This is a genomic window from Pseudomonas sp. HLS-6 TE3448, assembly GCF_053629555.1.
Window position 1 is genome coordinate 3,413,441 of the sequence record NZ_JBRJIO010000001.1, and the last position, 18,504, is coordinate 3,431,944.

At 61.4% G+C, this 18,504-nt stretch carries 17 protein-coding genes and 1 riboswitch; of the genes, 11 read left to right on the forward strand and 6 right to left on the reverse strand.

What is annotated here, in order from left to right; genetic code table 11:
• The first annotated feature begins 130 nt into the window (after positions 1–130).
• The 11 genes from AB7M23_RS15805 (at position 131) to AB7M23_RS15855 (ending at position 11,903) form a co-directional block, all read left to right on the forward strand.
• Positions 131–865 (forward strand): aldolase, encoded by a 735-nt coding sequence (locus AB7M23_RS15805; protein WP_454241276.1) that lies wholly within the window; start codon positions 131–133, stop codon positions 863–865.
• 298 nt (positions 866–1,163) lie between these two features.
• On the forward strand, positions 1,164–2,129 hold the full coding sequence (locus AB7M23_RS15810; RefSeq protein ID WP_454241277.1) for an AMP-binding protein: 966 nt from the start codon (positions 1,164–1,166) through the stop codon (positions 2,127–2,129).
• On the forward strand, positions 2,126–2,893 hold the full coding sequence (locus AB7M23_RS15815) for an ABC transporter ATP-binding protein (protein WP_454241278.1): 768 nt from the start codon (positions 2,126–2,128) through the stop codon (positions 2,891–2,893). The genes AB7M23_RS15810 and AB7M23_RS15815 overlap by 4 nt, the downstream gene beginning before the upstream one ends.
• Positions 2,893–3,774 carry a branched-chain amino acid ABC transporter permease gene (locus tag AB7M23_RS15820; protein ID WP_099774282.1) on the forward strand — a complete coding sequence of 294 codons (882 nt, stop codon included), beginning with the start codon at positions 2,893–2,895 and terminating at the stop codon, positions 3,772–3,774. The genes AB7M23_RS15815 and AB7M23_RS15820 overlap by 1 nt, the downstream gene beginning before the upstream one ends.
• A 4-nt stretch (positions 3,775–3,778) precedes the next feature.
• On the forward strand, positions 3,779–4,843 hold the full coding sequence (locus AB7M23_RS15825; protein WP_454241279.1) for a branched-chain amino acid ABC transporter permease: 1,065 nt from the start codon (positions 3,779–3,781) through the stop codon (positions 4,841–4,843).
• A gap of 78 nt (positions 4,844–4,921) precedes the next feature.
• Entirely contained in the window at positions 4,922–6,262 is a 1,341-nt protein-coding gene (locus AB7M23_RS15830) for an ABC transporter substrate-binding protein (protein ID WP_099774284.1), read from the forward strand.
• Positions 6,263–6,344: 82 nt separating this feature from the next.
• Positions 6,345–7,685 carry an ABC transporter substrate-binding protein gene (locus tag AB7M23_RS15835; protein WP_454242184.1) on the forward strand — a complete coding sequence of 447 codons (1,341 nt, stop codon included), beginning with the start codon at positions 6,345–6,347 and terminating at the stop codon, positions 7,683–7,685.
• Between the two features lie 67 nt (positions 7,686–7,752).
• Positions 7,753–8,529, forward strand: a complete 777-nt coding sequence (locus tag AB7M23_RS15840) for an ABC transporter ATP-binding protein (RefSeq protein WP_099774285.1) — start codon at positions 7,753–7,755, stop codon at positions 8,527–8,529.
• Between the two features lie 370 nt (positions 8,530–8,899).
• Complete coding sequence (locus AB7M23_RS15845; protein WP_454241280.1) at positions 8,900–10,252, forward strand: OprD family porin; 1,353 nt, start codon at positions 8,900–8,902, stop codon at positions 10,250–10,252.
• A gap of 48 nt (positions 10,253–10,300) precedes the next feature.
• The gene (locus AB7M23_RS15850) at positions 10,301–11,533 is read left to right on the forward strand and encodes an SfnB family sulfur acquisition oxidoreductase (RefSeq protein WP_454241281.1); all 1,233 of its coding nucleotides are present in this window, start codon (positions 10,301–10,303) and stop codon (positions 11,531–11,533) included.
• A 10-nt stretch (positions 11,534–11,543) separates the two neighbouring features.
• On the forward strand, positions 11,544–11,903 hold the full coding sequence (locus AB7M23_RS15855; protein ID WP_454241282.1) for a hypothetical protein: 360 nt from the start codon (positions 11,544–11,546) through the stop codon (positions 11,901–11,903).
• 51 nt (positions 11,904–11,954) lie between these two features.
• Here the strand turns inward: AB7M23_RS15855 and AB7M23_RS15860 are convergent, their stop codons facing one another.
• The 6 genes from AB7M23_RS15860 to AB7M23_RS15885 all read right to left on the reverse strand — a co-directional run bounded on the left by AB7M23_RS15860 (position 11,955) and on the right by AB7M23_RS15885 (position 18,421).
• Positions 11,955–12,602, reverse strand: a complete 648-nt coding sequence (locus tag AB7M23_RS15860; protein ID WP_454241283.1) for an energy-coupling factor ABC transporter permease — start codon at positions 12,600–12,602, stop codon at positions 11,955–11,957.
• Between the two features lie 42 nt (positions 12,603–12,644).
• Positions 12,645–12,840: riboswitch (cobalamin riboswitch) on the reverse strand.
• Positions 12,841–12,949: 109 nt separating this feature from the next.
• On the reverse strand, positions 12,950–13,939 hold the full coding sequence (locus AB7M23_RS15865; protein WP_454241284.1) for an ABC transporter permease: 990 nt from the start codon (positions 13,937–13,939) through the stop codon (positions 12,950–12,952).
• Position 13,940: 1 nt separating this feature from the next.
• On the reverse strand, positions 13,941–14,939 hold the full coding sequence (locus AB7M23_RS15870) for an ABC transporter permease (protein ID WP_454241285.1): 999 nt from the start codon (positions 14,937–14,939) through the stop codon (positions 13,941–13,943).
• Positions 14,929–16,440: a sugar ABC transporter ATP-binding protein gene (locus AB7M23_RS15875; RefSeq protein WP_454242185.1), complete on the reverse strand. Its 1,512-nt coding sequence runs from the start codon at positions 16,438–16,440 to the stop codon at positions 14,929–14,931. The genes AB7M23_RS15870 and AB7M23_RS15875 overlap by 11 nt, the downstream gene beginning before the upstream one ends.
• A gap of 5 nt (positions 16,441–16,445) precedes the next feature.
• Positions 16,446–17,468, reverse strand: a complete 1,023-nt coding sequence (locus AB7M23_RS15880; protein ID WP_454241286.1) for a sugar ABC transporter substrate-binding protein — start codon at positions 17,466–17,468, stop codon at positions 16,446–16,448.
• A complete protein-coding gene (locus tag AB7M23_RS15885; RefSeq protein ID WP_454241287.1) occupies positions 17,465–18,421 on the reverse strand; it encodes a sugar ABC transporter substrate-binding protein in 957 nt (318 codons plus the stop codon). The genes AB7M23_RS15880 and AB7M23_RS15885 overlap by 4 nt, the downstream gene beginning before the upstream one ends.
• Positions 18,422–18,504 lie beyond the last annotated feature (83 nt).

An 18,504-nucleotide genomic window follows, 5' to 3' on the forward strand; every position in this document is an offset into this window, starting at 1 on the left:
GCCCGGTACCTTTGCAAGAGCGGCCAGGAGAATCGTTTCGACCTTGCGGTGGGCCGCTTTTGATTCCGCCCGCAGAGGCTGGTGAAAAGTGCGGAGTGACACGCCCAGTGCATTTCCGCTGGCGGGCACGTTGGACAGCCCAGAGATTCGTCAGGCCCGAATCGACCTGGCAGCCTGCTTTCGCATGGCGGCCCTGCTGGGAATGGGCGAAGGTATTTGCAATCATTTTTCCTTCGTGCTGCCGGGGCACCGGGACCTGTTTCTGGTCAACCCGTATGGCCTGGCGTTTGCCGAGGTCACGGCCTCGTCGCTGCTGATCTGCGACTTCCACGGTCGCGTGGTGGCGGGTGAGGGCCAGCCAGAGGCCGCGGCGTTTTTCATTCATGCACAGCTGCACCGCCTCAACCCCCGGGCGACTGCGGCCTTCCACACCCACATGCCTCACGCGACGGCGCTGTGCATGCTGGAGGGGCAGCCCTTTGCCTGGGCCGGACAAACATCGCTGAAGTTCTACGAGCGCCTGGCCGTGGACGAGGATTACAACGGCCTGGCGCTGGACGCCACCGAAGGTGAGCGCATCGCCCGGGCGGCGGGGACGGCAGATGTGGTGATGCTGAAGAACCATGGCCCGCTGGTACTGGGGCCGAGCATCGCCGAGGCCTGGGATGATCTGTACTACCTGGAGCGGGCCGACGAGGTGCAGCTCAAGGCAATGGCTAGCGGCAGACCCTTGCAGCGTGTACGCCATGAAGTTGCCAGTGCGGCCTGTCGGCAAATGCTGATCGGCAATGCCGAGAGTGCACGCCTGCATCTGGAGAGTGTGAAGCGTCAATTAGTGCGCACGGAACCTGAGTTCGCCGTGTAGAGCGATGCTCGTTCCTTATGTCGAGGTGCGTGTTGATGTTCACACACGCCGATCAACTGTTCATGCACGAACAGTTGATCAACAGGCTGTCGCCACGCAGGCACGAGTCGGTGGCATTATTTTCAATCTAAGTATCTGAAAATAAACAGAAATTATCTGTTGGCACGGATCCTGTTACATAGCTTGCAAACGCACCTGAGAGTGGTGCGAAGCTGAGTAGACAGGAGCAGCCCAGTGCCACGTGAAATGCAGTTGAGCATCGTTGAGATGAGCGGTCTGGGCCTTCCAGGAGTTGCCTATGAAGGTCCATGAGCTGAACACCCGGCCGCTTGACGTGGTGCCGGACTTTGCCCTGTCGGCGCTGCGTCGCTGGGCCAGGGAAAAACCGTTGCAGATCGCCCTGCGTCATCGTCGCCAAGGCACTTGGAAGGCCTGGCGCTGGATCGATGTGTTGCGTGAAGTTGAACGGTGCGCTGCCGGCCTGCGTCAGCAGGGTTTTGTGCCTGAAGCGCGGCTGGTGTTGTGCGGTGCGATTGAGCCGTCCCTGCTGATCTTGGCAATCGCGGCCCACAGCCTGGGTGGATACAGCGCAGTCATCAGCCCGCAGAGCCGTGGCGAGGTGTTGCAGCGGCAGTTGCGTCTGTTACGACCGGATTTTGCCTTCGTGCAGCGCCGCGAGACCGTTGCGCATTGGCGTCTGGCCGGGCTTGACCCGCTGGCGCCACTACGACTGTTCTGCGCCCAGGCCAGCACCGCACCGCACGGAGCGTTCCAGGTATTGCCCTTGGCGACACTGTTTAGCGGTGAACCGTTGTATCACGCTCGTCAGGGGTGGGCTCAGGCTGCGCGTGATGCGGTGGTGTGGGTTGATGAAGGCACGGAGTGGGCCCAGGGCCTGACTCATGTGCTAAGCCGCTGGCTGGAACGTGGCGAAGGTTTTGCCTTTCCGGAAACCCGTGAAACGGCGAGCCGCGACCGCCGTGATATCGCCCCGACTGCACTGTTGTTGTCAGCTCAGCGTGCACAGACACTGGCTGAGGAAATCGAGGCACGGCTGGCACCTCAAGGCAGTTGGCGCCGCCGCTTGTGCGACTGGACCCTGGCGGATCCTCGCCGTGGCTTGCGTCGCTGGATCAAGTCGCGGGTGCGCCATTTGCTCGGTTTCCAGCGGGGGGCCCACATTGAACACCCGGCCAATGCCGATGCCGAGCGTGCCCCTGGCCGGCTGTTGTGGCTGCACGAGGACCTGGAGCGTGTCGCATGAGTACGCTTCTTGAAGTCCGCAACATCTCCCTGTCGTTCAAAGGCGTGAAGGCCATCAACGACCTGTCGTTCGCCGTGCGCCGTGGCGAAATCTGCGCGTTGATCGGCCCCAACGGCGCGGGCAAGAGCTCGCTGTTGAACATCCTCAACGGTGTCTACCGTGCCGATGCCGGCGAGCTGGTGTTCGATGCCGAGCGGCTGCAGCGCCCGCATCCCCTGACGGCAGCGCGCCTGGGCATCGGCCGCACGTTCCAGAACAACGCGCTGTTCAAGAACATGAGCGTGCTGGACAACCTGCTCACCGGCCTGTCGCGTTTCCAGCGCAGCTTTTTTCTCGAGCAGGCGCTGGGCTTGCCACGGGCCCGGCGCGAGGCGCGGGTGTTCGCCGAACGTGCCGAGCAGGTGTTGGAGTTTCTGGAGTTGCAGCTCTGGCGCGACGTCGCGGTGGGCAGCCTGGCATATGGCCTGCAAAAGCGCGTCGAGCTGGGCCGCGCCCTGATCGCCCAGCCAACGCTATTACTGCTCGACGAACCCATGGCCGGCATGAATGCCGAGGAAAAACAGGAAATGAGCCGCTTTATTGCGGACATCAACCGCGACCTGGGCACCACGGTGATTCTGATTGAGCATGACATCAAGGTGGTCATGGACCTCTGCGCCCACGTCGTGGTGCTCGACTACGGGCGCAAAGTCGGTGATGGCACGCCCGCTGAAGTGCAGGCCAATCCTGACGTAATCGCTGCCTACCTGGGGACCGTGCACTGATGAATTTCTTCTTGGAAACCCTGATCGGTGGCTTGCTCGCCGGCACCATGTACTCGTTGGTAGCGATCGGTTTTGTGCTGATCTACAAGGCCAGTGGCGTGTTCAACTTCGCCCAGGGTGCGATGCTGCTGTTTGCTGCGTTGACCTTTGTCAGCCTGCACGAGCAGGGCGTGCCCTTCGTGCTGGCGCTGGCCCTGACCCTGGTAGTGATGATCATCGGCGCCCTGCTGATCGAACGCCTGGTATTGCGGCCGTTGGTCAACCGCTCGCAGATCACCCTGTTCATGGCCACCCTCGGCCTGTCCTTCATCGTCGAAGGGCTGGCGCAAGGGCTGATGGGCGCCCAGGTACGGGCGCTGGACCTGGGCATCGAGGATATCCCGTTGTTCGTGGGCGAGGTCATGATCAGCCAGTTCGACCTGGTTGCTGCCGCGGTTGCCGCAGTACTGGTCGCGCTGTTGGCGCTGCTGTTCAACCGCACGCGAATCGGTATAGCCCTGCGTGCGGTGGCGGACGATACCCGCGCGGCCTTGTCCATTGGCATCAACCTCAACCGCATCTGGCAGATTGTCTGGGCCGTGGCCGGGATGGTCGGGCTGGTGGCCGGCTTGTTGTGGGGCGCGCGTCAGGGGGTGCAGTTCTCGCTGTCACTGGTGGTGCTCAAAGCCCTGCCGGTACTGATCATCGGCGGTTTCACCTCGATTGGCGGAGCCATCGTCGGCGGGCTGATTGTCGGTGCTGCCGAGAACCTCGCCGAGGCCTATATCGGCCCGCTGATTGGCGGTGGCATCACCCCTTGGTTCGCCTACTTCCTCGCCTTGGTATTCCTCTATATCCGCCCGGCCGGCCTGTTTGGCGACCGTGCCATCGAACGAGTGTGATCGTATGACCACGACTACTGCGCGCCTCACCGCCAGCTTTGACGATGCGCCCCTGACCCTGGTACGTCGGCGCTGGCCTCTGGGCCTGGCGCTCCTGCTGCTGGTGGCCTTCGTGGCCTTGCCGCTGCTGGGCGATGACTACTGGCTCAATGCAATCCTGATCCCGTTTCTGGTGCTGTCGCTGGCCGGCCTGGGCTTGAACCTGCTCACCGGCTACACCGGCCAGACGTCGGTCGGCGCTGCCGGCTTCATGGCGGTCGGCGCCTTTGCCACCTATGGCCTGTTGCTGCGTGTGCCGGGTATCCCGCTGCCGCTGGCGTTGGTGGGCGGCGGGTTGATTGCCGCATTCCTAGGCATGCTGTTCGGCATCCCCAGCGCAAGAATCAAGGGCTTCTACCTGATGGTCACCACACTTGCCGCACAGTTTTTCATTGAGTGGGTGTTTGCCAAGTTTCCCTGGTTCTACAACTATGCGTCGTCCGGCACCATCAGTGCGCCGCGCCTGGAACTGTTCGGCTACAGCCTGGCCTCACCGGTTGGCCGCTACCTGCTGACCTTGAGCTGTGTGGTGCTGCTGACCTGGGTTGCGGTGAACCTGGTGCGCAGCCAGATCGGCCGCAACTGGATGGCGATCCGGGACATGGACACGGCCGCGGCAGTGATCGGCATCCCGGTGGATCGCTACAAGCGTCTGGCGTTTGCGGTCAGTTCGTTCTACCTGGGCATTGCCGGTGCGCTCTGGGCGTTCGCCTACCTGGGGACGGCCAGCGCCGGCAGCTTTGATATCAACCGCTCGTTCCAGATCCTGTTCATCATCATTATCGGCGGCATGGGCAGCATTGCCGGCAACTTCGTCGGTGCCGCGTTCATCAGCCTGATGCCGATCTTTCTCAACCATGCCGGGCAGTGGTTGTTCGGCGGCAATGTCGATGCCGGTCAGTTGCAGAACCTGCAGAAAATCATCTTTGGCACGCTGATCATCGTGTTCCTGATCAAGGAACCGGAAGGGCTGGTACGCCTGTTCGGCAACCTGCGCGACCGGCTCAGGACCTGGCCACTGCGCTTCTAGCGCGATCAAGATTTCCATGCACCTTGACCCGACCACGGGAGGGGACGAACCACACTCCATCTCAAAGAAGTGAACGACATGCGTAACCCCCTCCAGCGTACCCTCATCAGCGCCTTGTTTGCGCTTGGCTTCCAGTCCCTGCTGCCCGCGGTGGCGCAGGCCGCCAGCAATGAACAGTTTGTGCCCATGGCCACCTACCGGGTCGGCGCCTATGCCTCCAGTGGCATCCCTTGGTGGGCTGGCGAGATCGATTATTTTCGCTACATCAACGAAGTCGAGGGCGGCATCAATGGCGTCAAGCTGGTCTGGCAGGAGTGCGAGACCGAGTGGAGCGTTGATCGCATCGTCGAGTGCTACGAGCGCTACAAGGGCGGCTTGAACGGCGCACCGACCGCGTTCTTCTTCACCCACAGTACACCGGGCTCGTATGCGTTGATGGAGAAGGGCGCGGCTGACCGGATCCCGCTGATCGATGGTGCGGGCGGGCGTACCGAGTCCACCGACGGCAGCGTGTTCCCCTACGCGTTCCCGTTGTTGCTCAATTACTACGGCCAGGCGTCGGTGGGTATCAACTACATCGCCCAGCGCGAAGGCGGGTTCGACAAACTCAAGGGCAAGAAGATCGTGACCGTGTACCACGACTCTGCCTATGGCCGCGAGACCCAGGCGCCGATGGCGTTGCTGGCGCAGAAGTACGGCTTTGAAAACATCCAGATCCCGGTGGCCGATCCGGGTAACGAACAGTCCGCGCAGTGGCGCCAGGTGCGCCAGATCAAGCCGGACTGGGTGTTTCTGCGCACCTGGGGTGTGTCCACGCCGGTCGGTATCAAGACCGCAGCACGCTTTGGCATTGCGGTCGATCGCATCATCGGTGACGTCTGGGCCGGCTCCGAGGCTGACGTGATTCCGGCCGGCACCGCGGCCAAGGGCTACCAGGCGCTGGCACCGTTCCCCGGTGGCGCAGAGTTCGAGATTCACAAACGCCTCAAGCAGTACATCCTCGACACCGGCAAGAGCGATCTCAAGGACCCAGCCTACTTCGGCAAGGTGTACTACAACGTCGGCTTGATCAACGCGGCCATCGCGGTCGAGGCACTGCGCACTGCGCAAACCAAGTTCGGCCATCGCCCGTTGAATGGCGAGGAAGCACGCTGGGGCTTTGAACACTTGAACATCGATGCGGCGCGCCTCAAGGCCAGCGGCTTCGAGGGCTTGCTCCCGCCTTTGAAACTGTCGTGTGCTGATCACGAGGGCGGTGGTGCCGCCCGCGTGCAGCAATGGGACGGGGAGAAGTGGCAGTTGGTGACGGGCTGGCTGCAAGCCGACCGCGATACGTTGCGGCCGCTGATCGAGGCCAAGTCCGCCGCCTATGCCAAGGAAAAGGGCATCACCCCACGTGATTGCGCGGCCGAACAGTAAGCCTGCCTGCCTCATGAAAGCACCTGCCCGCGGCACCCCTTGGGTTGCCGCGCGGCGAAAGGACGAGAGAGAACCCATGATCCTGAATGCAACCCTCAAATACAGCGCCACCGCGCTCGCCCTGGCGCTAGGCCTCTACTCGGCATTGCCACAGCCAGCACAGGCCGCCGCCACAGAACAATTCTTTCCCCTGGCCACCTACCGCGTCGGCGCTTATGCCTCCAGTGGTATTCCGGTGTGGGCCGGGATGATCGACTACCTGCGCTACATCAATGAAGTGGAAGGCGGCATCAACGGCGTCAAGTTGGTGTGGCAGGAATGCGAGACCGAATGGACGGCGGAGAAGGGTATCGAGTGCTATGAGCGCTTCAAGAACGGCCTCAATGGAGCCCCCGTGGCCCTCTATCAGCCCAACGGAGCACCCGCTGCGTACGCCCTGGCCGACAAGGCTGCCGCTGACAAGATTGCGCTGATCACGCTCGGCTATGGCCGCACCGAGGCCACCGACGGCAGTGTGTTCCCGTACAACTTCCCGGCCATGTTGACCTTTTATAGCGAGGCCTCGGCATTCATCAATTACGTAGCAGCGCGCGAGGGGGGCCTGGACAAGCTCAAGGGCAAGAAGATTGCCACCGTCTATCACGACTCCGCCTACGGCCGTGAAACCCAGGGGCCGCTGCAGCTGCTGGCAGAAAAGTATGGTTTCGAGAACATCCAGATCCCGGTGGCCGATCCTGGGAACGAGCAGGCTTCGCAGTGGCGTAAGGTGCGCCAACTCCAGCCGGACTGGGTATTTCTGCGTACCTGGGGCGTGTCCACGCCGGTGGCGATCAAGACGGCGGCACGCTTCGGTTATCCGGTAGACCACATTGTCGGCGACATTTGGGCCAGCTCGAATGAGGACGTACTGCCCGCGGGCGAGGCGGGCAAAGGCTACCTGGCGCTGACACCCTACCCAGGCGGTGCCACCTTCGATATTCACCAGCGCATCAAGCAGCACATTCTCGACAAGGGCAAAAGTGACCTCAAGGAGCCCAAGAGTTTTGGCAGCGTGTACTACAACTCCGGGCTGGTGAACGCGGCCATCGCGGTAGAGGCGATACGCGCCGGGCAGAAAAAATTCGGCAACCGTCCACTCAACGGTGAAGAGGGACGCTGGGGCCTGGAGCACTTGAACCTCGACGATGCACGCCTCAAGGAGATCGGGTTTCTGGGCCTCATGCAGCCGCTCAAACTGTCGTGTGATGACCATGAGGGCGGCGGTGCAGCGAAGGTACAGCAGTGGGACGGCAAGCAGTGGAACCTGATCACCGACTGGGTTCAGGCCGACCGTACGACCTTGCGCCCACTGATCGATGCCAAGTCTGCCGAGTACGCCAAAGAAAAAGGTGTTCAAGCACGCGATTGTGCGGCTGAGCAGTAAGTGATGCCTGCCCTGCGTACCGCGATCCTGAACGGTGCGCCCTGAGCTTAGTAGAAGGTGCGTATAGATGAATACAGTAACCCGTCCTGATGTCGAGCGTGCCGAGCTGCTCGCCGTCGAGGACATCGAAGTGGTCTATGACGGCGCCATCCTCGCGGTTGTCGGCGTTTCTCTGCGGATCGAGGAGGGCGGTATTGTCGCCCTGCTGGGGGCCAACGGTGCAGGTAAAAGCACCACGCTCAAGGCTATCTCCGGCCTGGTCCAGGCCGATCGCGCGCGGGTTACCCGCGGCCAGATCCACTTTCGCGGGCAGGACACCGCCGGGGTCGCGGCCAACGTGCTGGCACGCCAGGGCATTGTCCATGTGCTGGAAGGGCGTCATGTGTTTGCCCATCTCACCATCGAGGAAAACCTGCGCAGTGGCGGCTTTTTGCGCAACCCCTCCAGGCGTGAGCTGGAGCAGGACCTGGAGCGGATCTACACCTGGTTTCCGCGGTTGAAGACCAAGCGCAAGACCCAGGCGGGGCTGACCTCAGGCGGCGAACAGCAGATGCTGGCCATTGGGCGTGCGCTGATGACCCGGCCCTCTCTGGTGTTGCTTGATGAGCCGTCCATGGGCCTGGCACCGATCATCGTCGAGGAAATTTTCGACATCGTTGCTCAGCTCAATGCTCAGGAAGGCGTGAGCTTTCTGGTGGCCGAACAGAACATCAATGTTGCGCTGCGTCACGCCAGTTATGCCTACATTCTGGAGAACGGCCGGGTGGTGGGTGAGGGCGCGGCCAGTGAGTTGGCCGCCCGCGAAGACATCCAGCATTTCTACCTCGGTGGCAAGGCCGACTGAGGCACGCCACGCACTCGTTTTCCTCCTCTTCCGATGGGTGCCTGTGCGCCCATCGGTGCGGTTTTCTACCGTACCCCCGCACCTGATCTCTCCTTTTCCAGCCCGCATAGAACATGACTGTCCGCCTGCGAATTCGCCTGCGGTGGATGGCGTTCGACTGTGCCTGACGGTGTTCGGGTGTCGACCTTCGAATGTGCTGTGTGGCACGCAACACTGATCGGTCAGTTTGCCCGTTGGTAAAATTCCCGTTTCTCAGGTTTGTATTTTAAGTTGTTGATATATAACGATTAATTAATTGGCATGGTTGTTGAAATAGTTGAGTAAACAGCGCCTGCACGGGCGTTACATACGCAACTACTAGGACCTTGCCATGCGTTTTGGAAACAACCATCGAACAGCCCTTTCATTGACCCTTGCCCTGGCCAGCCCGGCCTTTGCCGCCAGCGAAGAAAGCGAAGGCTTCCTTGAGGGCACGCAGGTACATGTGCTCAATCGCAACTACTTCTTCAGCCAGGACTACCGCAACGGCGATTTCGCCCGCAACCCCAATACCGGTGAACGGCAGAGCCAGCACCGCGAATGGGGGCACGGTGTGATTGCCGATGTGCAATCCGGTTTCACTCAGGGCACGGTCGGCTTTGGCCTGGATGTGCAGGGCGTATTGGGCCTCAAGCTCGATGGCGGTAATGGTGTGGTCGGCAACGGTGTGGGGGTGCCTGGCATCGTTTCGCGCTCTGGCGCCAACTTCGATGGCGAACCCAAGGATGAGTACAGCAAGGTCGGCGCGGCGCTGAAGGTGCGTGCCTTCGACACCGAAGTGCGCTACGGCGATGTGCGCCCGACCAGCCCGGTACTCTATGCCAGCGATATCCGCCTGTTGCCCCAGACCTTGCGCGGCCTGGTGTTTCGAAACACCTCCGTGGAGGGCCTGACCCTGCAGGGCGGCAAGCTTGAATCGAGCAGCGATCGCAACGCCAGCAACCACCGTGGCGACCTCGGCACGGTGTACGCGGGGCGCTTCAAGGGCGCCAACGATGTGATCTACCTGGGCGGTGACTATGTGTTCAACGACCAACTGAGCTTCAAGTTGCACACCAGCCGACTTGACGACATCTGGAACCAGTCATTTGCCCGCTTCGATTTTGTGCAGCCGATCAACGAGGCCCTGAGCGTCAACACCGGCCTGAACTACTACCGCACCCGCGACAGCGGCAAGGCGTTGGCCGGCAAGATCGACAACGACTCCTGGAGCGCCCATGCCGGGCTGGGTTATGGCGCCCATGCCTTCAAGTTGAGCTACACGCGGATCGACGGTGACACGCCGTTCGACTATGTCTGGAACACCTACGACCTTGAGCTGGATGCCGCATCCCAGATATCGGACTTCAACAACCCCAACGAACGTGCCTGGGAGGCGCGTTATGACTACAACTTCGTTGGCCTCGGTGTGCCCGGCCTCACCCTGACCACGCGTTACGTGCGCGGTACCGACATTGATGGCAGCCGCGCCGGGGGGGCCTACAGCTACTACAGCGGCATCAAGGATGGCAGCCACTGGGAGCGCAACGTCTGGATCAAGTATGTGGTGCAGAGCGGGCCGGCCAAGGACCTCTCATTCAACCTGATGCAGGCCACGCACCGTGTCGGCGGCGATCACGTGGCCGAGTCCAACGTTGACGAAGTGCGTTTCATCGTCGAGTACCCGCTGGATTTCCGCTTGTAAGCCTGTGCTGTAGCCCTTTCTTACCTGTACCGCATGGAGTAGTCACGCATGACCGATAGACTGCATACCCGCCTACCCGAGCAGGCCGTTTCAGCGCCTCGGCGTCCGGCCCATATTATTCGTAGTGATGCCGAAGCCATTGAGGTGGCCCAGCGCCTGGCCCAGGATTTTGCCCAAGAAGCCGTTGCGCGTGATCGCGAGCGACGTCTGCCTTGGGCGGAGCTGGACCGCTTTTCCGAGAGTGGCCTGTGGGCCATTACCGTTCCCAAGGCCCAGGGTGGTGCTGGCGTGTCCTACGCCACGCTGACCGAGGTCGTGGCAACCGTTTCAGCGGCGGACTCCTCGCTGGGGCAGTTGCCGCAGAATCACTACGGTGTCATCAACAACCTGCTGTTGACCGGGAGCAAGGCACAGCAACATCACTATTTTGCCAAGGTGCTTGCCGGCTATCGGTTCGGCAATGCCTTCTCCGAAGCCAAGAGCAAAACCGTCACTGCATTCGAAACACGCATTCACTTTGAGGGCGACACCGCGGTGCTGGAGGGCGAGAAGTTCTACTGCACCGGCGCGCTGTTCGCTCACATTGTCCCGACGGCGGCGGTGGATGAGCAGAACCGGCCGTTCATTGCGTTTGTGCCACGGGACGCGCAAGGGCTGAGCATTGTCGATAACTGGGATGGCTTTGGGCAGCGCACCACCGCCAGTGGCAAAGCAGTGATCGACCGCGTACGCGTGCCGCTCAGCGCCGTGATTCCGGCCTGGAAAGCCTATGACCGACCCACCGCCGATGGGCCGGTGTCGCAGATCATTCAGGCTGCGGTGGACACCGGTATTGCCCGAGGCGCGTTTGCCGAAACCCTGCGCGTGGCGCGAGAGGCGCGTCCGTGGGTCGACAGTGGTTTGCAGCACGGTTGGCAGGACCCATTGAGCCAGGCTGCGATTGGCGACCTGGCCTGGCGCCTGCACGCTGCCGAAGCGATCCTCCGGGCGTCCGCCCAGGCCGTGGACCTTGCGCTTGCGGAGCCTACCGAAGCAAGCGTCGCCCACGCCTCGGTGGTTGTCGGCCAGGCCAAAGTCCTGTCTACCGAGATCGCCCTGTTGGCGTCGACCCGGCTGCTGGAACTGGGAGGCACGCGCAGTGTGTCTGCCAGCCAGGGGCTGGACCGTTTCTGGCGTAACGCGCGCACGCATACGCTGCACGATCCGGTGCGCTGGAAATACCACCTGATCGGCAACCAGCGCCTGAACGGCGTCAATCCACAACGTCATTCCTGGAACTGAGGACCTGCTTATGTCTCATGCTCATACACTGGCCGACCTGGGGTTCGCGCAAAATGTTCAACGTGCGCTGGTCGAACACTTGCAAGGGAGCCCGTTGAAGGACGATACCCTGACCATCGCAAGTATTGGTGACCTGGAGGTGCGTATTGCTGCCGCCGATGCGTTGCTGGCGCAGGCCGGGCGCTCGTCGGTCGAGGCCGCCAGCGCACGCTTGGCTGCCGCAGAAGCGGCACAACGGGCGAGTGAACTGCAGGTCGAACTGACCGGAAGGCAAACGCCGCGCCCGTCAATTGAGGGCGATGCCGTACCGTTGTCGCAACTGCGCCGTCGCTTGGGCGACCACTACCTCAATGGTGTGGCACTGACCTGAGCAAAACACACCTGCCATCCCGAGGGATCGGCATGGCAGGTGTGTCATTGATTACGCTACTTTGAGCGTGTTAACGCAGGTGAATCGGGCAACAAAGGCGTTGCTGGCGTAACGCTTGAGCTTGCGGGCCACCAGGCAGGTGAACAGCGGTTCACACAGCACCAACGGCAGGTAGGACGCTGCGAACATCGCCCAGTTACGCAAAGGTGTCGGCTCTTCGCCCATGGACAACCAGAAGCCCACCATCGCCACTACGCCGGTGTAATACACCGCATCGAACTTGACCACCTCGGTCCAGCGAACACGCCGCCCACCGATGTCAAAGAAGTGCCTACCCAGCAAGCCATGAGCCACGATCAGTGGCAGCATCAGCGACAATGCATTGACCCCCAGATGCAGCAGATCCTGCGGTTCAAACAACAGGCCTTGCAGCAACAGGCCGATGGCAAAGCCAAACAGCGTGGGAACAAACCCAAAGATGATGTAAACCGCGGAAGCGCCTACAAAATGCAGCTCTGATGCCCCGATTGGTAAATGGAACACTTCCATGAACACCGAGAAAAATGCCGCAGCCAGCACGGTTTTGATCAGGTTGTCGGGGCGTAGCAGCTTGTGTGAAAACGCCGCAAGCGTGGCAATGGCGGCAGCGTTTGCGTACAGCACTTTAGCGGCGTTGAGCACGCCAGGTTCAATATGCATCGGTTCTCCCTCCGAGGGATGCGAGTTCAGGAACTGCCAATAGCATTGGCGGTACTTGTGGCAGGTCTCCTGGCTCAAGGCTCAACACCCTCTCGCGCCTTCCCGGCTGAATTGGCCAGTGGCGTTTGCGAAAGAGCTAACCTATTACAGTTGCGGGGGCAGCGCAGGAATAACCGAAAGGTGCACCTGCTTCCCTATTGCTTCACCGGCGGGTGAAACCACAAAGCGTGGACAGAGTAAGTAATGCCGTTCATTTAAGGAAGCGGCATGCCCACATTCCCTGTTGCAGGCTTGCCTGCGATGGCGTCGGCGGGGTGTCAGTGAGCATGCGGTGCCTGTATCGTTGGTCAGGACGGGTCCTTGAATACGCGGCGACCAAGGTAGCTGAACGACAGCACCAGCAGAATCAGTGCGCCCGTGGCCACCTGTTGCCAGTAGAAGTTCCAGCCGATCAGCAGCAGGCCATTGGCGGTGATGTTCAGGAAGAGGACGCCCAGCAGCGTACCCGGTACGTTGGCCCGCCCATGGCGGTTGAGGGTGGTGCCGATAAATACGGCGCCGATGGCATTGATCAGAAAGGCGTTACCCGACATCGGTACGTAGGCATTCACTGTGCTGCTCAGCAAAATACCCGCGACTGAGCAGGCCAGGGCGCACGCGATGAACACCCGGGCGGTGATGCGCTGCACCGGCACACCGCTGTAGCGCGCGACCTCCGGTTGTTCGCCGATGGCCAGCACCTGACGGCCGAAGCGGCCTTTGGCGAGCGCTACACCGTAACCCGCCGCCAAAATCGCAACGATCAGTAGCGGCAGCGGAATGCCGAGCACGACGATGCTGGCCAGGGCAGGGCGTGCCTGTGCAGCCAGGTAGATCGGCTGGCCGCCGTCTGAGAGCAACTGCTGCACGCTGGTGCCGATAAATAGCGTACCGAGTGTCGCCAGGAATGGCGAAATACGCAACCCGCTGATCAACACTGCGTTGAACATGCCGGTCAGGCCGCCCACCAGTATCGCGGACACGATTGCCGGCAGCAGCCCAAAGCCGGCATTGAGCGATACGACGAACGTCAGTGCAGCCAGATCCAACGCTACGCTCACCGAAAGGTCGATACCGCCAGCGCTGATTGCCAGCGTCATGCCGATGGCGACGATGGCCAGGAGGGCGAAGTTGTTGAGCAATACACTGCTGAGGTTGCCCACACTGAGAAAACCGGGTGCATTGACCGCGAAAAATACCAGCAGCACCAGGAACAAGACGGGCAAGACCAGGCGCAGCCATTGACGACTGATTGATACCGAGGCGGTGCTGGGTAGCACTGTGGTTGATTGGTTCATGTCACGACCTCCCACGCAGCAGGCTTGAACTGGCGACGACCAGCAGAATCAATACACCCTGAACACCGTTGACCCAGAAGCTGGAGATGTTCAGCAGCTGGAAACCATTGACCAGGAAACCCACCAGCAACGTGGCCAGCAATGTGCCGCTGATGCTCGGGCGCAGGCGGCGGGAGAACACGCTGCCTAGAAAGGCGATGGCCACAACCGACAGCAGCATCTCCCCAGAGCCGGTGGTGCTGCCACTGAACCAGGCGGCCGAACAAAACGACGCCAGGCTCCCGCACAGACCACTGAGCAGGTAGCTGGAGAACTGATAGGTCGCCACAGGCAGGCCTGCTGCAGTTGCTGCTTCCGGGTACTCGCCAACGGCATACAGGCGCAGGCTGTAACGACTGAACTGGATCAGCAGCGTCAACAGCAGCGCGGCCATGAGGAACACCCAGGCCAATGCCGGCTGCCCCAGCCAATGACCAAAACTGAGCAGCTCCAGTAGCGCTGACTCGGTTGGTAGCACGGTATTTTCCGTCAGTACCAGCTCCAGGCCGGCAATCAGGTTCATGCTGGCCAGCGTCGCCAGCAGTGGCGGCAGGCGCAGGCCGACCACCACCAGGCCGTTCAGCGCGCCGATGGCCAGGCCACATGCCAAGGTCAGGGCGATGCTGCTGGCCGCACTGACGCCCGCATTGTTCAGCGTGGCATAGACGGCGGCCGACAGCCCGAGATTGGCCGCCAGCGACAGGTCAAGGCCGCCAGATACCACGTTGGAGCCGCCACCGATGATCACGATGGTCAGCCCGAAAGCGAGTAGGCCGAGGATTGCAGACTGCGCGAAGACATTCGAGAGGTTGGTGGGTGAAAGGAAGTTTTGCGCTGTACTGGCAAATACCAGCAAGATCGCCAGGAACGCCAGCGAAGCGCCATGGCGCAGCAGTTTCAATTGCCAGCGGTTCGAGAGTCGTGGGACCGACACGCTGGCCAGGGAGAGATCAGTGGACATAGTCGGGTTCCTGTTGATGATGTGTGCCGGACGCAAGCGCCAGTAGCGTGTCGCTGTCGAGCTCGGCGGCCTTGCGTTGTGCAACGATGACCCCTCGATGCATGACATAGAGGCGGTCGCACAGGCCCAGCAGCTCGGGCAGATCGGACGAAAGCAGCAAGACACCGGCGCCTTGCTCCACCAGCTTTCCGATCAGACGGTAGATCTCCACTTTGGCGCCGATGTCGATACCGACGCTGGGCTCGTCCAGCAGGTAGAGGGTCGACTGCCGGCTCAGCCACTTGGCCAGTGCCACCTTCTGCTGATTGCCACCGCTGAGCTGGCGCACCCTGGCCTGCGGCCCGGAGGTCTTGATCAGCAGATGTTCGATCAGGGCTTGGGTTTCCTTCTGCTCGCGGCGTTCCGAGAGCAGCCCAAACCGGGTGAAGCGTGAGAGGCTGGCCAGGGTGCTGTTCTCCTGAACGGACAGGTCCAGCGCCACCCCTTGCCGGCGGCGCTCTTCCGGCAACAGGGCAATACCTTCACGCACGGCCTGATGCGTACTGTTCAACTCGACGCGTTGCCCGTTCAGGCGAATCTCGCCCTGTTGCGCCGGATCCAGACCGAACAGGCTTTTCAGCAGCTCCTTGGCGCCGGAGCCCACCAGCCCGGTGAGGCCGACGATTTCGCCACGGCGCACCAGCAGGTCGATATCGCGATAGGCATGCCGCTTCTCCAGGCCGCTCACCTGCAGAAGCGGCTCGCCCAATGCGACGGGCTGCTTGGGGTACATCTCGGCCACTTCGCGGTTGACCATCAGGCGCGTAATTTCTGCCAGCGACGTGCTGCGCGGATCGACCTCGGCGACATCACGCCCATTGCGCAATACGGTCACCCGGTCACACAGGTGTTCGATCTCTTGCAGGTAGTGAGAGATGTAGATGATCGCCAAGCCCTGATCACGCAATCGCTTGACGATGCGCAGCAATTGCTCAACCTCGCGTTGCACCAGCGCTACGCTGGGCTCATCGAATACCAGCACCTTGGGTTTGGCGATCAGCGCGCGGGTAATCTGCACCACCTGTTGCTCGGCACTGCTCAGCTCACCGATCAATGCATCCGGCGGCAATTTCAGGTCGAAATACGCGTCAAGCAGGCGTTCGGCTTCCCGCTGTTGCGCACGGCGATCGACGAAAGGGCCGCGGTGTATTTCCTGGCCGAAGAACAGCGCCTCGCTCACCGTGAAACTGGCGGGCAGCAGTCGCTCCTGGTGAATGAACTGAATGCCGAGACGTGCCACCTGACGCGGCGTGAAGTGAGTGTATTGCTGACCGTCCACCCACAGGCTGCCGGCATCCGGGCGATGAATGCCGGCAAGCACCTTGATCAGGGTCGACTTTCCAGCACCGTTCTCACCGACCAGGCCATGCACGCTGCCACGCTGGACGCGCAGGCTGGCATCGTCCAGCGCCCGCGTGACGCCGAACTGCTTGGTCAGGTTGCGAAGCTCCAGGGCAGGGATGTTGTTCAAGCATCACCCCTGAGGCGGCGAACGTCATCGACGTTGTCCGCTGTGGTCAACAGTGTCTCGACGAAGGTTTCCTTGGGCAGGTCGTGTTCACCTGCCAGGTAACGGGCGACGTTGTGCACCGCCAGGCGTCCGATCAGTGCCGGTTGTTGCGAAACCACGGCGGCGACCGGCGTATTGGGTTGTTTAAGCAGGTCCAGTACTTCCGGTGTGCCGTCGACGCCGTAGGTCCTGATCTCGGTGCGCCCTGCGTCGATCAGCGCCTGGCTGGCACCCAACTGCGGCAAATCCCAGGCCGTCCAGATCGCATCGATCTCGCCCTTGGGGTATTTGTTCAGCAGCGCGGCGACTTGACTGCGGGCGTCCTGCACGGTGTTGGGGATGACATCACGCAGCTCCGGCTCGAGGAACTCGATTTGTGGGTAGAACTTGGTCACGAGCTTCAACTGGTCGTAACGAATACCGCAGCTTGGCACCCCATAAAAGCCATTGAACACCAGCACGCGTCCCTTGCCGCGCAGGTCCGCCACCAGCTTCTTGGCCAGGATCAGGCCGGTGCTCCAGTTGTCCGCCGAGATGGTATTGATGGCGTACTGCGACGGCACCTCGATGGTGAACAGCGGAATGCCGGCCGCCGCAATACGCTTGAACCAGGGGTCGATGATGCTCAAGGTGCCCAGCGTGTGGATCACCGCATCAGGCTTCTGGGTGACCAGGTTCTGAAGCTGGGTGACCATGGCCTTGTCGTTGCGCCCCGCGTCCAGGGTGATGGGCGTTCCGCCCAACCTTTTTACTTCTTCGACCTGCGCGGCGAACGCACGGCTATCGAAGTAGATGCTGGTGCCCACGGTGCTGATGGCGATGCGTTTGCCCGCCAGTGAAGGTACCGGTGTATCGCCGCTGGCGTCGCCACTCGGGCTGGCTGCTCGGGCCAGGGAAGAAAGACCAAGGCCGGCAGCCAGGGTAACGCCAGCACCCAGCAGGGCGCGTCGGCCGATATCGAAATCACTTTTCTGGCTCATTGGTCACCTCGCAGTTGTTGCATTTCATCCAGGTTGTTTGCAGTGGTCAGCAGGGTGGAAACGTGGGTTTCCTTGGGCAGGTCTTTTTGCCCGGCCAGGTAACGCGCGACATTCTGTACTGCGGTTTTTCCGATCAAGACGGGTTGCTGGGCCACAACGGCGCCAATGGGCGAATCGTCTCGCTGTATCAGGTCGAGCACTTCCGGTGTGCCATCGACACCGTAGGTCTTGATCTCGGTGCGCCCGGCGTCAATCAGCGCCTGGCTGGCGCCCAGTTGCGGGATGTCCCAGGCCGACCAGATGGCCGCGATTTCACCTTTGGGGTACTTGTTGAGCAACGCTGCGACCTGCGAGCGGGCGTCTTGCACGGTGTTGGGGATGACGTCACGCAGCTCGGGCTGAATGACCTTCAGATCAGGATGGTCGGCCAGCGCCTTGATCAGTTCGTCATAGCGAATGCGGCACACGGGCACGCCATAGAAACCGTTGAACACCAGGATGTTGCCCTTGCCATCGGTATCCTTGACCAGTTGCTCCGCCAACAAACGGCCCGCTGCGTAGTTGTCCGAGGTGGTGTTGTTGATGCTGTACTGCGAGGGCGCATCGATGGTGAACAGCGGAATGCCGGCAGCCTTGATGCGCTTGAGCCAGGGGTCGATCACGCTGAGCGTACCCAGCGTCTGGATAACGGCATCAGGTTTTTGGGTGACCACGGTTTGCAGTTGCGTGACCAGGTTTTTGTCGTTTCGGCCGGCATCCAGCGTAATGGGAGTACCGCCCAGGCGTTTTACCTCGTCGACCTGAGCCTGGAACGCCTTCACGTCGAAGTAATGGCTGGTGCCGGTCATGCTGATGGCGATGCGCTTGCCTGCCAATGACGGCACGTCGTCACTGGCGTAGGTGTTGGCGCCAAACAACAACGTGGTGCAGAACAGCATGTGCAGAAGTTTCATCGTATTCCTCTTCAAGGCATGTACGGCTCGACCGGCTACTTAACGGTCAGTAGCGGGCGACACATTTCTAGGGTGAGAGGAAC